Annotated in this window: 10 protein-coding genes and 1 riboswitch; of the genes, 4 read left to right on the top strand and 6 right to left on the bottom strand. The window is 44.9% G+C overall.

The features are described 5' to 3' along the window. Window positions 1–2: 2 nt before the first annotated feature. The 3 genes from ACX0G7_RS09295 to ACX0G7_RS09285 all read left to right on the top strand — a co-directional run bounded on the left by ACX0G7_RS09295 (window position 3) and on the right by ACX0G7_RS09285 (window position 4,433). Window positions 3–1,331, top strand: coding sequence for a vanadium-dependent haloperoxidase (locus tag ACX0G7_RS09295; protein ID WP_458923180.1), 1,329 nt, complete (start codon window positions 3–5; stop codon window positions 1,329–1,331). A 148-nt stretch (window positions 1,332–1,479) separates the two neighbouring features. Beyond that, window positions 1,480–3,234, top strand: coding sequence for a glycoside hydrolase family 9 protein (locus ACX0G7_RS09290; RefSeq protein WP_458923179.1), 1,755 nt, complete (start codon window positions 1,480–1,482; stop codon window positions 3,232–3,234). Between the two features lie 5 nt (window positions 3,235–3,239). After that, window positions 3,240–4,433: an FG-GAP repeat domain-containing protein gene (locus ACX0G7_RS09285; protein ID WP_458923178.1), complete on the top strand. Its 1,194-nt coding sequence runs from the start codon at window positions 3,240–3,242 to the stop codon at window positions 4,431–4,433. 57 nt (window positions 4,434–4,490) lie between these two features. Here the strand turns inward: ACX0G7_RS09285 and ACX0G7_RS09280 are convergent, their stop codons facing one another. The 5 genes from ACX0G7_RS09280 to ACX0G7_RS09260 form a co-directional block, all read right to left on the bottom strand. Then, window positions 4,491–7,424, bottom strand: a complete 2,934-nt coding sequence (locus ACX0G7_RS09280) for an FAD-binding and (Fe-S)-binding domain-containing protein (protein WP_458923177.1) — start codon at window positions 7,422–7,424, stop codon at window positions 4,491–4,493. Window positions 7,425–7,528: 104 nt separating this feature from the next. Then, window positions 7,529–7,963: a response regulator gene (locus ACX0G7_RS09275; protein WP_458923176.1), complete on the bottom strand. Its 435-nt coding sequence runs from the start codon at window positions 7,961–7,963 to the stop codon at window positions 7,529–7,531. Between the two features lie 325 nt (window positions 7,964–8,288). Continuing rightward, complete coding sequence (locus tag ACX0G7_RS09270) at window positions 8,289–10,670, bottom strand: ribonucleoside-diphosphate reductase subunit alpha (RefSeq protein ID WP_458923175.1); 2,382 nt, start codon at window positions 10,668–10,670, stop codon at window positions 8,289–8,291. Window positions 10,671–10,734: 64 nt separating this feature from the next. Continuing rightward, the gene (locus ACX0G7_RS09265) at window positions 10,735–11,703 is read right to left on the bottom strand and encodes a ribonucleoside-diphosphate reductase small subunit (protein ID WP_458923174.1); all 969 of its coding nucleotides are present in this window, start codon (window positions 11,701–11,703) and stop codon (window positions 10,735–10,737) included. A gap of 122 nt (window positions 11,704–11,825) precedes the next feature. After that, window positions 11,826–12,026, bottom strand: a riboswitch (cobalamin riboswitch). Between the two features lie 296 nt (window positions 12,027–12,322). Then, window positions 12,323–13,858 carry a patatin-like phospholipase family protein gene (locus tag ACX0G7_RS09260; RefSeq protein ID WP_458923173.1) on the bottom strand — a complete coding sequence of 512 codons (1,536 nt, stop codon included), beginning with the start codon at window positions 13,856–13,858 and terminating at the stop codon, window positions 12,323–12,325. Window positions 13,859–13,971: 113 nt separating this feature from the next. On the opposite strand from ACX0G7_RS09260, the gene ACX0G7_RS09255 reads away from it, so the two are divergent. After that, the gene (locus ACX0G7_RS09255) at window positions 13,972–15,375 is read left to right on the top strand and encodes an alpha-L-fucosidase (RefSeq protein WP_458923172.1); all 1,404 of its coding nucleotides are present in this window, start codon (window positions 13,972–13,974) and stop codon (window positions 15,373–15,375) included. 101 nt (window positions 15,376–15,476) lie between these two features. On the opposite strand, the gene ACX0G7_RS09250 is transcribed toward ACX0G7_RS09255, so the two are convergent. Beyond that, window positions 15,477–15,797, bottom strand: coding sequence for a hypothetical protein (locus ACX0G7_RS09250; RefSeq protein WP_458923171.1), 321 nt, complete (start codon window positions 15,795–15,797; stop codon window positions 15,477–15,479). Window positions 15,798–15,860 lie beyond the last annotated feature (63 nt).

Below are 15,860 nucleotides of genomic sequence, written 5' to 3'. Positions count from 1 at the left end.
ACATGAATATAACCCGCTTGTATACGCTGCTGTTTGTCTGTTTTTGTGGCTTATATTATCTGTCTGCATGTTCAGGCAAAAATGATAAAACCTCGAAGCTGACCAACCAGGATATCGGGAATTTTGTCGGCGAAATGAGTGAGCTTATGTTACATGATGTAACAAGTCCGCCACTCGCTGCCCGTTTTTTCGGTTATACCTTCCTGTCGGGCTACGAGATCATGTCACAGCACGACAGCAGCTACATCCGGCTGGCAGGAAGGATAAACGAATATCCCGTTTTGAAAAGGCCAGATTCAATCCGCGGTTATGATTACCGTTTGTCGGCCTTGCTGGCTATGATTGCCACTGCCTCAAAAATGCAACCCTCCGGCAAATTGCTGGAAAAGTACCGTGATATTGTACTTGATTCCTGTCTTGAGCGCGGGTACTCTGAAGATGAGATAGAAGCCTCGCTTGATTACGCCTCGGCGATCAGCAAAAGGATACTTCAATACGCTAAGTCGGATGGCTATAACAAGATCTCCAACTTCCCAAGATACTCACCTTTAGAAGAGGATGGGTCCTGGTATCCGACGCCTCCGGGGTTTATGCCGGCTGTTGAACCCTATTTTCATACTATCCGATCTTTTAGCCTCGATAGCAGCAGCCAGTTCAAACCTGCACCTCCTCAATCTTTTTCAAAAGATACCAGTTCTGTTTTTTTTCAGCAGATGATGCTGAACTATAATCATGGGAATAAATTTCCGGCAGACAGCCTTTTGATTGCAGCCTATTGGGATTGTAACCCTTTTGCTTTGCAGGATGGTGGCCATATGCAGGTTGGTCTCAAAAAGATCTCGCCCGGTGCACACTGGATGGGCATCACCGGCATCGCCTGTAAAAAGGCAAATAAGTCATTTGATGAATCATTGCGGATCCATACTTATGTATCGCTTGTGCTGATGGACGGATTCCTTGCGTGCTGGGATGAAAAGTTTCGCAGTAACCGGATCAGGCCCGAAACAGCAATCCGTAAATATAAAGATCCCACCTGGGTCCCTTTGTTACAAACACCTCCTTTCCCGGAATACCCGAGCGGCCATTCTACGATATCAGCCGCCGCGGCTACCGTGCTGACAAAATATCTTGGTAATCAGTTTGATTACACGGACACGGTGGAGGTAAAATTCGGTTTGCCATCAAGACAGTTTTCTTCGTTTATGCAGGCAGCGGATGAAGCAGGGATTTCGAGATTTTATGGCGGAATACATTTCATGGATGCCATCGTAAACGGCAGGGAGCAGGGAATACAGGTCGCTAATCATTTTTTAAAAGTGCTTGATAAATAGCTTCCCGGGAAAGTCTTGTAAATTTCCATACTTTAATGGCATGGTAAAATGTCTATACTTTAAGTGGGTGATAAATTTTCGACGCTTTAACTGCCTGCCGATATTTCGATTCTTTAATTGCATGGCGAAATCGCGATACTCCAACTTTATGATAAAAGGAATATTATTTTTTGTAATTGCTGTGTTGTGCGGCAGCAGTTATGGGCAGGAGAAACCAACCGTTGCCATAAATCAAACTGGCTTCTACACAGCTTCGCCAAAAATAGCAGTACTTTTCACAGATGAGCCGGTATCCGGTTTTGAAATTCGAAACGCCCAATCAAAAAAAATTGTCTTCAAGGGCAAGCCGTCTGTATTAAAACAGTCAACCAACTCAAGCTTAAAAACCCAGGTAGCCGATTTTTCGATGGTCTCAACTCCTGGCAAATATATTTACTCTGATGGCCGGGAAGGAACCAGCCTGGAGTTCTCTATCGGTCCAAAAATACACAGCGGGTTGGCTGTTGCTTCTTTGAAGGGATTTTATTACCAGCGTGTGTCGATGCCACTGGATAAGACTTATGCCGGACCATGGGCCCGTGCTGCTGGTCACCCTGATACCGCTGTCGTGATCCACTCATCGGCCAGGACAAACCAACAGGGGGGCGACACAGTTATCTCTTCCCCCGGTGGATGGTACGATGCCGGGGATTACAATAAATATATCGTTAACTCTGGTATCACGATGGGTACGCTTTTGTCGGCTTATGAAGATTTCAGTGTGTATTTCGATACACTAAACGTCGGCATTCCCGAATCACGCAATCAATTACCGGATATCCTCGATGAGGTATTATATAACCTGCGGTGGATGCTGACCATGCAGGATCCGCAGGATGGAGGTGTATATCATAAATGCACGAATGCGGCTTTTGACGGTACCGTTATGCCCGGGATCACGAAGCTGACCCGTTATGCTGTGCAGAAAAGTACGGCCGCGACCTTAGACTTTTCGGCTGTGATGGCCCAGGCTGCAAGGATCCTCGCTAAATTTGAGAAACAACTGCCTGGTCTGCGCGACAGTTGTCTGAATGCAGCAAAAAGATCCTGGAACTGGTCGGTTAACAATCCGGCGGTGCTTTATAACCAGGATTCTATGAACCTGTTGCATCTGCCAAAGGTTACAACCGGTGCTTATGGCGACCGGAATCTTGACGACGAATGGTACTGGGCAGCAGCTGAATTGTATCTGACTACGGCCGACAGGCAATACGAATCCAAGTTGACATCCGCCCCCGGGCCCGTCTTCAGCTTACCCGCCTGGTCCAAGGTGCAGATGCTTGGTATATACTCCTTACTGCGATCAGGCAAAAATGAACCAGGAGTCAGCAGTCTAAAAAATAACCTGTTGAAACTAGCTGATGAGTATTGCTCCCTCGTACCAGGAAATGCATTCCTAACAGTGATGGGCACCCGAAAATCCGATTTCAACTGGGGATCAAATTCAAATGCTGCCAACCAGGGAATTCTGATGATCAACGCCTGGAAGCTGACAGGCGAAGTCAGGTATGCAAATGCAGCATTGGCTAACCTCGATTATCTATGCGGCCGCAATGCAACAGGATATCATTTCGTAACCGGCTTTGGCAGCCGTTCACCGAAACATCCGCATCACCGTCCATCAGAAGCAGACGGGGTAGCGGAGCCGGTACCCGGCTTACTTGCAGGAGGACCAAATCCCGGCATGCAGGATAAATGCAGTTATCCTTTCAGGGATCCCGAGACGGCTTATGTGGATGACTATTGTTCTTATGCAAGCAATGAAATTGCTATCAACTGGAACGCACCATTGGTCTATCTTGTAAACGCATTCGAAGCAATCCAGGGTAGATTAGGATATATTAAATCGCCTCAAAAAAAGTAATGTCTATGTTAACATATAAACCGGAGTGGTTACTGACAGCACTGTTGTTATCCCTTAATAATAATATCAGTTTGCCGCAAAGCGCCGGTGAAAATGCGGCATCAATCACTTCAGTGGTTAGAGATTTTCCATCTCCTGATCCCTTAAAATTCCGTAAACAGATCATCTCATCTGAGGCTTACGAGACAGCGGCAGTCTTCGATGTTGATCATGATGGAAACGACGATATCATTTCCGGGGCCTATTGGTATCCGGGGCCGGCATTCAAAGAAAAAATTAAGATAGGCGAAGTAAGGAAACAGGGCGAGTTTTATGATGATTTTTCTACTATCCCCATCGATGTAAATGGCGATGGATATCTCGACTTTGTTACCGGTGGCTGGTGGGGGAACACGGTCAGGTGGCGCGAAAATCCAAAAGGTAAAAAAGTTGAATGGCCCGAACACGTCATTGCTGAATGCGGAAACGTTGAGACTACCCGTGCCTGGGATGTAGATGGTGACGGATCGATCGAGATCATACCTAATAATCCCAACCGCCCATTATTATGCTTCAGATTGAATAAGGCTACCGGCACCTTCGACAAATTTGTGCTGCATGAAAAACAGGGCCATGGTTTTGGCTTTGGGGATATAAACGGGGATGGGAGAGGTGACTTTGTGTTGCCGGATGGATGGCTTGAGGCACCCACAGATCCCTGGAAAGAAAAATGGACCTTTCACCCTGAATTTCGCTTAGGCGAGACCGGTATACCCGTGATAGTCACTGACCTGAATGGAGATGGCAACAGCGATATGATCGTCGGACAGGGCCATGGATACGGGCTTGACTGGTATGAACAACAGTATAACAAGACCGATAAGACGAGAACCTGGAAAAAACATAGCATCGATGCACAACATTCACAGTTCCATACCCTGGTTTGGGAAGACATTGATAATGATGGCAAGCCCGATCTGATCACCGGTAAACGTTATCGTGCCCACGATGATAAGGATGCAGGCGCTGCAGATGATTATGGTTTGTATTATTACAAATGGAACGGAAAATCATTTGATAAAAATACCATTGTCTTCGGTCCCAAAGGAACCGGCAAGGGTACTGGAAATTACTTCGCCGTTACCGACCTGGACAAGTCAGGAAAAAAAGATGTGGTTGTCGGGGGTAAAGATGGCTTGTGGGTATTTTATGCTGAGTAATTCGCCGAACCCCGATTTATATTGAACTGACAGAATCGAAAGGCGGGAGAAAACCCGCTACGGGATCAAGGCCTGGTACAACACTTCGACAGGATGCAACGCTTTCACCCCTGTTCCATCTTTAACCTGGTGGCGGCAGCTTGTTCCGGGTGCCGCAACGATAACGTCGTGTCCCTGTTTCCTGACCGCCGGGAATAAAACCAGCTCCCCGATTTTCATAGATATATCATAATGTTCCTTTTCATACCCAAAAGATCCTGCCATGCCGCAGCAACCTGATGGTATCGTCTCCACCTGGTAATTTGCCGGCAATGATAACAGTTTAACCGAAGACGTGACACCAGTCAAAGCCTTTTGCTGGCAGTGTCCATGAAGAACGACTTTGCGGGCCTCTGTAGTAAACTGCGAACTGGTAATATTGCCTTTATCAATCTCCATGGCAATAAACTCATCAATCATAAAGGAGCTTAATTTTAACTTCCGCGCATCATCGAGTAAAGCCTCATCAGCAAGATCCATATACTCATCGCGGAAAGTAAGTATCGCAGAGGGCTCTACACCTATCAACGGATGGTCGGTTGATACCAATGGTGCAAGCATGCGGATGTTTTGTTCAGCGATCTTTTTTGCTTTACGTACCAGGCCCTTGGAAAGCCAGGTGCGGCCACTTTCTATATGATCAGGCATAACTACATTGTACCCCAGTTTTTCCAGCAGCATGATAGCCTTGATGCCAATGGAAGTGTCATTAAAGTTTGTAAATTCATCACAGAAAAAGTAAACCGTTTTTTCGGGGATTGGATCTCCCTGAAAACGCGCAGGTTGTTTCCGATGTTTCTTATACCAGCTTCGCAGTGTTTCTTTTTCCAGGGTAGGCATAGACCTTTCAACTGCGAAACCTGCGATCCTTTTTATCAGTTTGCCAATCACGTTGTTTGTAACGGCGAAGTTATATAAGCCGGGTACTATAGCGCCCAATGAAGAGGAGCTTGTATAGTTTGCGATCAGTTTGGACCTGAAAGGAACACCGTTAGCGTCGTAATAATGTTGCTGAAATTCCGCCTTAAGTTTTGCCATGTCGACGTTAGACGGGCATTCCGATTTACATCCTTTGCAACTGATGCAAAGATCCATGACGTCTTTTATTTCGGGATGGTCAAAACGATTGATCTTCGTGGAATTGGTGAGAAACTCCCTGAGAATATTGGCCCTGGCTCTTGTTGTATCTTTCTCATTCCTTGTGGCCATAAAAGACGGGCACATCGTACCGCCTGACAATTCCGTTTTCCGGCAATCACCTGAGCCATTACATTGCTCCGCATGTTGAAGTATATTCTGATTGTTAAACCGGAATATCGTCTTCAATGGCGGTGTTTGCTGCCCCGGTGTATACCGGAGCATCGTATTCATGGGTGGCGTATCAACAATTTTGTTAGGATTGAATATACCCTTTGGATCCCAGCAGCTTTTTACCTGCTGTAACAGCTTATAGTTTTTTTCGCCAACCATTTGCCTGATAAATTCACCCCGCAATCTTCCATCTCCATGTTCACCGCTGAGAGAACCCTGGTATTTTTTTACCAACGTTGCGATCTCCGCGGCAATGGAGCGAAATAATTCATTTCCTTCTTTTGTCTTTAAGTTTATTATGGGTCTTAAATGTATCTCTCCCGAGCCGGCATGGGCATAGTGAACAGAGTAAAGATCATACTTCTTCAGAATGATATTGAACTCACGGATATAAGCAGGAAGATCATTTACGTCAACAGCAGTGTCTTCAATTACCGGGACGGCTTTTTCATCACCCGGAAGATTACTTAACAATCCGAGACCCGCTTTGCGAAGTGTCCAGATTTTTTTTGTGTCTGCACCAAAGAGTAGCGGAAAGTGATATCCAAGACCCTGGTCCCTCATTTCACGTTCTATATCCGCTGCGATAGCAACGATCTCTTCCCGGGCTGATCTGCAGAACTCGATAACAAGTATCGCGCCTGGATCGCCCTTAACAAAAAAGCGGTTTTTGCTTTGTTCGATGTTGTCTTTTGTACATTCCAGTATATAATGATCAATAAGTTCGCTGGCGCTGGGTTTGTATTTCAGTGCGATGAGGTTAGCCCGGAGCGATTCGTCAATGGTGTTGAAATGAACACAGAGCAAGCCGGTTTCTTTAGGGGGCAAGGGGACCACATTCAACTTGATCTCTGTAATGAAAGCGAGTGTGCCTTCGCTGCCTGCAATAAGAGAGCAAAAATTAAATGGAGCACCTCCGGCCGTAAACGGAGCCATATCAAGTAACATATCGACGGCATACCCAGTATTGCGACGTTCAATAGATGGCTTTGGAAACTCCTTCCTGATTTCCAGCTGATTTTCATAGTTACCAAGCAGTGAGCGCATGGTCCTATAAATTCCCGCCTCTAAATTGTTTCCTTCACATTTCGCATGAAACTCTTCCAGTCCTATTGATTTGAAAACTGTTTCAGTGCCATCACTCAGAATTGCGTCCACGGAAATTAAATGTTCGCGTGTGCTTCCGTAAACCACAGAATTTGAACCACAGGAGTTATTACCGACCATACCACCGATCATCGCCCGGTTTGCGGTTGAGGTTTCTGGCCCGAAAAATAATCCATAGGGTTTCAGGAAAATATTCAGTTCGTCCCTGATAACACCTGGCTGAACCCGCACCCACTTTTCTTCCGGGTTGATCTCGATGATAGAGGTGAAGTTTTTTGAAACGTCTACGATGATGCCACTGCCAACTACCTGTCCTGCCAGCGAGGTGCCTGCAGTCCTTGGAATGAGTGAGGTATTTTCGCGGTCAGCAAAAGCGATCAGTTTCTTAAGGTCATCCTTTGTTTTGGGAATAGCTACAGCGAGAGGCTTCTCACGATATGCTGATGCGTCTGTCGCGTAAAGAATCCGCATTGTATCATCATCATATAACTCTCCATCCAGTTCGCGGGCGAGGGCACGCAATTTATCATGCATCAGTCGGTTGATTTTACACTTAAAAACAACGCAATTTACTGATTTATTTGCGAGCCTGATACAGTGAGGCATTTACAGGCAGCAACGCCCACGAAGAAAGCGTATTAAATGTCCGCGTTCTGGTGTATTTTTTTATCGTTGAACCACAAGTTCACGATAGAAGATGTCATGGTTGCAAGCTCTTCAAAGGCGACGGGCTTACGGAGAAAACAACTTGCACCCATCTCATAGGAAGAGTCACGGTCTTTTTCCAGTGTTGAAGTTGTTAGCACGATAACGGGAATCGCTTTCCAGTTTCGGTTTGCCTTCAACTCCTTCAAAACCTGCAGACCCATCATTCCAGGCATGTTCAGATCAAGCAGTATCAAAGAAGGGTATTGTTCCCGTGGTAGTGTATTAAGTGATTCGATTAACTGATCTCCGTTTTCGATGAATACATAGTCAATATTGAAATCGTTCTCGATAAACGCGTCTAAAATGATCTGCCTGTCGTCCGGATCATCGTCGACGATGAAAATAATATTCTTCTGATTCTTCATACAAGTATGTTTTATGGGCCTATGACCGGGCTAATCCAGTTCATATGGGGCATGAAAGCATTCGTGTTTTCTGCGGTATTTATCGCTTCTTCTTTAACTTATGGCAATAAATCAATTTTCAAACCAGATGTCACTCCGGCCTATGCATAAGGGTTGTAGACTAATTTCTACACCAAATATCCTTAATTTCTGATAATATATTCTAAGATTAAACATTTATGATTAGCGTTGACTATCAGATAGTTCAGTCTGTGATTCCTGGCATAAAAAAACCAGGCTTCCGTAAGGAAGACCTGGTGGTATTACAATGAACAAGTAAGCGTGTTTAAGCACTGCAGGTTACACAGCCTTCTTCCATGGTACACACAGCACCCGCAGGCATTTCGGCGTCCACAGGCTGACCCAGGGACTGCTGGTTGATCATGGGTTCAACCATTTTTCCACCCTGTTTCTCAACAGTAAACTGGACTGCCTGGCTTGCGGCTTTGGATCTTAAGTAGTACATACCTGTTTTCAACCCACTCTTCCATGCGTAGAAATGCATTGAGGTAAGTTTGCTGCTGGATGGTGAATCGACGAACAGGTTCAACGATTGGGACTGGCAGATGAACGCTCCCCGGTCAGCAGCCATATCGATGATGTTACGTTGCTTGATTTCCCAAACGGTTTTATAGATGTTTTTAATGTTCTCAGGAATTCCATCAATTCCCTGGACGGATCCATTGTTGGTCAATATGCGGTTCTTCATGTCGTCGTTCCACATGTTCAGCTCTACCAGGTCTTTCAAAAGATGTTTATTTACCACCACAAATTCACCGCTCAGAACACGACGGACATAGATATTTGAGGTATAGGGTTCAAAACATTCGTTGTTGCCGAGTATCTGCGAGGTAGAAGCGGTAGGCATAGGTGCAATGAGTAAAGAATTTCTTACGCCATGTTTGATGACTTCAGCCTTCAGCGTGTACCAATCCCAGCGCAGGGTGGGTTCAACGTTCCACATATCAAACTGGAATATACCCTTTGACACTGGTGAACCGGGGAACGATTCATAATAACCTTCCAGTTTAGCAAGGTCCTTGGAAGCGGTCATTGCGGCAAAATAGATGGTTTCAAAAATTTCCTTGTTGAGCGCTTTTGCCTTGTCGCTTTCGAATGGAAGCCGAAGCAGGATGAACACGTCAGCCAATCCCTGAACCCCCAGCCCAATCGGGCGATGGCGCACATTAGAGTTCCTTGCTTCTTCAACCGGGTAATAATTATTATCGATGATCTTGTTCAGGTTTTTGGTCACCTGGTAGGTCACTTCATAAAGTTTGTCATGGTCGAAACTGCCATCAATAACAAAACGTGGCAGGGCGAGGGATGCGAGGTTACAAACGGCAACCTCGTCGGGAGAGGTGTACTCCATGATCTCTGTACAGAGATTCGAACTTTTTATGGTGCCAAGATTCTGCTGATTGCTTTTCCTGTTTGCAGCATCTTTATATAGCATATAAGGAGTGCCTGTCTCGATCTGTGCATCAAGTATGGCGAACCAGAGATCCTGGGCCTTTATTGTTTTTCTTGCACGGCCTTCCTTTTCATAACGTTCATACAGTTCTTCAAATTCTTCACCCCAGCAATCCTGCAATCCCGGTGCTTCATGCGGGCAGAACAGGCTCCACTGGCCATCTGCTTCAACACGTTTCATAAACAGGTCGCAGATCCAGAGTGCATAGAACAGGTCGCGGGCACGCATCTCCTCTTTACCATGGTTTTTCCTGAGATCAAGGAAAGCAAATACGTCTGCATGCCATGGTTCAAGATAAACTGCGAACGCGCCTTTACGTTTGCCGCCGCCCTGGTCAACATAACGTGCAGTATCGTTAAATACACGCAACATAGGAATGATACCATTGCTTGTACCGTTAGTGCCACCAATATAACTTCCGGTTGCACGGATGCCGTGGATAGCAAGACCAATACCACCGGCGCTTTGTGAGATTTTTGCAGTTTGTTTCAGTGTATCATAAATACCATCGATGCTGTCTTCCTTCATAGTCAGCAGGAAACAACTGCTCATCTGTGGTTTTGGAGTGCCGGCATTAAACAGGGTGGGGGTGGCATGTGTGAACCAGCGCTCACTCATCATATGATAAGTGCTGATCACAGATTCAATATCATTTTTATGAATGCCGATTGCAACACGCATGTACATATGTTGCGGGCGTTCTACCACCTTGCCATCAACTTTTAACAGGTAGGATTTTTCGAGCGTTTTGAAACCGAAGTAATCGAAGCCATAGTCGCGGTCATATATGATTGTGCTGTCAAGCAGTTCTGCATTTTCCTGGATGATGTCCCAGACATCATCAGATAACAGCGGTGCTTTTTTGTTTGCTTTTTTATCAACGCATTCGTATAATAAATGCATTGTTTTTGAGAAACTTTTGATGGTGTTTTTGTGCAGGTTGCTAACTGCTATCCTGCTGGCCAGCTGTGCGAAGTCAGGATGTTTGACGGTTAACGAAGCCGCAGTTTCCGCTGCCAGGTTATCCAGTTCAGTAGTTGTAACCCCATCAAATAATCCTTCAATCACTTTTTTTGCTACGTCTATCGAATTGACAAATCTCCTGTCTAATCCGTAGCAAAGTTTTTCAATGCGGGCTGTAATCTTATCAAATTTTACAGACTCCTTTTTTCCGTTTCTTTTTATTACCTGCATATCGTTAACATTTAATGGGTATTGTATATAGTATCCGTGGTTAGTATTCCTGCGCTCAGTTCAATTAAAAATCATCTTCAAGGCTGAAGGTCTGGGAGTCTTTATTTCCTGCCATGACACCTGCTTTCTGGTAATCTCCTACACGTTTCTCGAAGAAATTAGTTTTACCCTCAAGTGAGATCATTTCCATGAAATCAAAAGGATTGGTTGCATTAAACATCCTGTCATAACCAAGTTCACTAAGCCAGCGGTCAGCAACGAATTCGATGTATTGCTGCATCAGCTTTGCATTCATGCCTATCAGTGCAGCAGGTAATGCCTCGGTGATAAATTCTTTTTCGATCACCACCGCATCTGAGATAATCTTATGAACCTGTTCCTGGGAAAGCTTGTTACTCAGCATGCTGTACAACTGGCATGCAAATTCACAATGAAGTCCCTCATCACGGCTTATGAGTTCATTACTGAATGTGAGGCCCGGCATAAGCCCTCTTTTTTTCATCCAGAATATGGAACAAAAACTTCCGCTGAAGAAGATTCCTTCAACAGCCGCGAAAGCCACCAGGCGTTCTGCGAAATTTCCCTGGTCTATCCAGCGAAGTGCCCATTCAGCCTTCTTCTTTACCGCAGGAACGGTATCAATGGCATGGAACAAACGTGTTTTTTCTTTGGGATCTTTAATATAGGTATCAATCAATAAGGCATAAGTTTCGGAATGGATATTTTCCATCATGATCTGGAAGCCATAAAAACAACGTGCTTCCGGAAGCTGAACCTCGCTCATGAAGTTTACGGCCAGGTTCTCATTTACGATTCCATCGCTGGCAGCAAAAAAAGCGAGGACATGTGAAATAAAATGTCTTTCTCCATCGTTTAAAGACGACCAGTCTTTCATATCGCCACTGAGGTCAATCTCCTCAGCAGTCCAGAAGCTGGCTTCGTGCTTTTTATACATTTCCCAGATCTTGGGATAATTAATCGGAAGGATAACAAAACGATCCTTATTCTCTCTTAACAACAATTCAGTTTCCATCGCAAGTGTATTTAGTAGATGACAATTTTATTTGCCTGTCGGCAGACACAATAAGGAGGCATCAATAAAGCATAACCGGTTGAAATAAAAATCCAGTCACTTTGGCCTTTCCTCCGAAAGCGGACAGTGTTTGTCACCTGGCAGGTCTTCTGGCTTACTCCGCCGTTCATTACCTTCCCATCATAATATTGATAGTGGTGTGTAGTTTGAACGGCCCGGAACTCATGGCACCAAGGAGTTTACAGCTACGGGGATAGCACCGGATTCGCACCGGTTTCCCTTTTAGTCCCGCCCATGCGGGAACCAAATGACAGGTTCAAAAATAGGAAACGCGGCTATCCCCGGGGGATTTGAATATCCCCACCGTGTTGATAACTGTTCCACGTCCCCAATGGCTGGCTGGACTTGTAAATTCCCATGAAACCCCCGTCAGAACTGACTTTCGTTCATCGGCACTTGACGAATTTGGTGCAAGGTTTGCCAGTGCAAACACTTACTCAAAAAAGTGTTAATCATCTGAATCTAAAAGCTCCGGGTGTTCGTATTCTTATTACCTGCCCTGGCTTCTGATAAAGGTGGTCCGGATCTCTTCATGAACTCCGGCCACCTGCGGGCAGGATCACAGGCGCTGTCGTTCAAGCTTAAACGCTTCCCAGTCAAAACCGGGAACTTCTTTTTCTTTGCCATCAACCCAAACCTTACCACCGAGAAAAAAAGTTTTTGCCGCTTGTACTCCTCTTAAAAACAACTCTTTTTTTGCTTTTTCATCCATTCCAAAATTCAGCCAGTTGTATTCAGCAGCATCCACATAGCCGATGCACTTTTCATACATGGCGTTTCGCTTCAGAAAATCGCGGTCATAATAAAATCTTACCGTACTGAAAACGGTCATCAAATACTGAAATAAGCTTTTTGATTCAGGCTCTTCTTTTCCGGGACTGATATGTTTATCATCTTCCAGCTTTACCCCAAACGTTGGCAATCTTGAACTCACTACCGTCGAGTTGTGAAATACGTTAATCGGGAAATTTGACAATATTCCGCCATCCACAAACAATGAAATCTTCGGTGCACTTGTTTTCTTATCCCTTAGTGTAGCAGTCATCTTTTGTAGCCGGCTGGTATTCTGGACGTGTTGCGGTACGGCTACACGGAACGGTTCAAAAAAGATCGGTATCGACATTGAGGCCCTCACGAAATCCGCAGGGTTGATGGAAGGAGGATCCGCCCAATAGTCGGCCGCCATTAGTGGAAATTCCACTTTTGTCTGCGCGGTGATGTCACTCGCAACGAGGGTGAGATAAGGGTAAGGAACCGAAACATCATCCCCTGGAATATTTTGTGCGATGCGTTCCGGGCGCATTTCAATGTTCCCATATCGCTCTGTAATCTTCGTTTCCAGCTGTTCAAGCGTGCTTATGTTATTTCTTTGTAAGATCTCTGTGATCCACTGATGAAAATTTTTGCCTGTATTGATACCAAAACCGGCACGCGCGAACCGGAGCCTGAAATAAAAGAAAATAGATAATTGTATCACCAGGGCAATCACTGAAAGCAGGGCCAATGCGCTGAATATTTTGTGTATAACGGTAAACAGTGGCGAAAAAACCAAATGGTTATCAACCTGCTGAACAATGATTATATAAAACGCATAAAGGATCGGTATAACCACAGAGCAGCCAACAAGGAACTTCAACAAACGGGTGCCGAAGCGGTAGTTAATAAAAATCCGGATCAACCTTTTCGCCAGCCAGTGCCCGTCTACCAGGTGCCACAAATCATAACTCATCAACTCATGTAGCATGATCTCGGACTGCAGCCTGAAGTCATGGCCAGGATAATTTTTTCTGTCAACTGCCGCCAGCATCATAGTGGTAATCGCACCAGCACTCGTACCGGCCAGCCTGAGGAAACGAAAACCCAGTTTTTCTAATGCATAAGTGTAACCTATCAATGCGATACCTAGAACACCCCCGCCTTCCTGCACATAATTGACATATTCATATTCGTTACCATCCTCCCTTAATACAAGGTCAGAATAGACCGGTTTCTTTCCGTTGTTTCTTTGCCTCAGCGTCTCATCTATTTCCCTGATCAGTTCATCTGCGCCTGATTCGTCAATAAACTGCCTGACCGACTTATTGGTTACCGACATTGAATTTTTTTAAAGACTTAAAATACGACTTTCTGAATTATTCATTAGTTTCAACGGGCCATTTGTAAATTAAGGTTGCTCTGTGCATCATCATAAACATTCAAACCAGCCAGATGAATAACAAACTGCGGATCAGACTGATTGCTTTTTTTACAACAATAACGCTGTTGTATAACGTTGATGGATACTCGCAAAAATATGAACCCAACTGGGCGTCTATTGACAGCCGCCCCATACCTTCATGGTTCGAGGACAGCAAATTCGGCATTTTTATACATTGGGGATTATACTCAGTACCAGCCTGGGCACCGACCGGTCCCGAAATCCCAACCTATTCAAAATATGCGGAATGGTACGGTAAACGAATGACGGATAATAATGCTGTTGGAAAGATGTTTCTTGCCCACCATGAAAAAACCTATGGCAAAGATTTTAAATACAATGATTTTGTCAGTGGCTTTAAAGCGGAGATGTTCAATCCTGATGAATGGGCAAAGTTGTTTGAGCAATCCGGTGCTAAGTATGTAGTGTTGACCTCCAAACATCATGAGGGTTTCCCACTCTGGCCCAGTGTACATTCCTGGAACTGGAATGCAATGGATGTGGGACCACATCGCGACCTGGCAGGCGATCTGTCGAAAGCGGTAAAAAAGACAGGCTTGAAAATGGGTTTCTATTATTCACTCTACGAATGGTATAATCCCTTGTATAAGGAAGATGTTAACCGATATGTTGATGAACATATGATCCCACAGATGAAGGACCTGGTGAACAGGTATAATCCTGATCTTGTATGGACAGATGGTGAGTGGGATCATCCCAGCGAGGTCTGGAAAAGCACCCAGTTCCTGAGCTGGTTATTTAATGAAAGTCCGGTGAAGAAAGACGTTGTTGTTAATGACCGGTGGGGTAAGGAAACCCGTTCTAAACACGGTTCCTTTTACACAACAGAATATGACCTTGTTCACGATGATAATGCCTCAGGAAAAATGATAGCTCATCCCTGGGAAGAATGTCGCGGAATTGGCGGTTCCTTTGGATATAACCGTAACGAAAAACTGGAAGATTATTCAAGCAGCCGGGAGGTGATAAAGATCCTGATCGACAAGGTTGCACGTGGTGGTAATCTGCTACTTAACATCGGCCCAACTGCAGATGGCCGGATACCGGTTATTATGCAGCAAAGACTTATTGATATCGGGAATTGGCTGAAGACAAACGGAGAGGCTATCTATGGAAGTCGTGCCTGGTCTGCAGCACCTGCTATCAAAAAAGATACAAAAGTTTTTTACTCAACAAAGGGGAAAGACCTGTTTGCTATGGTTACTGTTGCTGACAACAAACCGCTGGTGATCAATGGTGTTAAAAAGCCGGCTGCAGTAAAGTTATTGGGTTACAACGGTGCAGTCAGATTCACGCACTCCGGTAACAAATTAACCATTACGATGCCCGCCGTTGATCCGTCACAAAATCTGTCAAACGATGCCTGGGTATTTAAGCTAAGCGGAACGCTGTAAACTTGTTTTTAAGAAAAGGTTAAGGACCATTGCTGTTAACAGGGCATAAAAAAAGCCCTGTTAACAGAGCTTTGCGAATTTTTTTGGTATCCAGAGACCATTTAGTTGTAACTACGGGTCATGACGTATGCGTATGGATCCAATGAATAGTAAGCATCCAGATCACGCGGAATGTCACTGATCTCAACCTCCAGGAAGGCATTGCCTTCGCGGATTTTCCAGATAAAGACCGGCTTATCTGTAACTGCGCAAATTTCCGGTAACATTGCCGGTAACAGGCCGTTCCAACATGCCTCTTCCAATTCAGTTGTTTCGTCCACGTTACGACTTTTTCCGGATCCTTCATTTTCAATGCGCTGCCTTGCTGAAAAACTGGTTCCCGTCATTAACAAAACCTCTTGCTGCGTTGATTGTTCTTCCATGACTTTAAGATTTGTTTGTCCAGGCCTGACTAACCCTAGTATCGGCTTAATAAATATTAGATG

The organism is Flavitalea antarctica (assembly GCF_054461535.1).
This window is presented reverse-complemented; position numbering and strand designations above follow the sequence as displayed.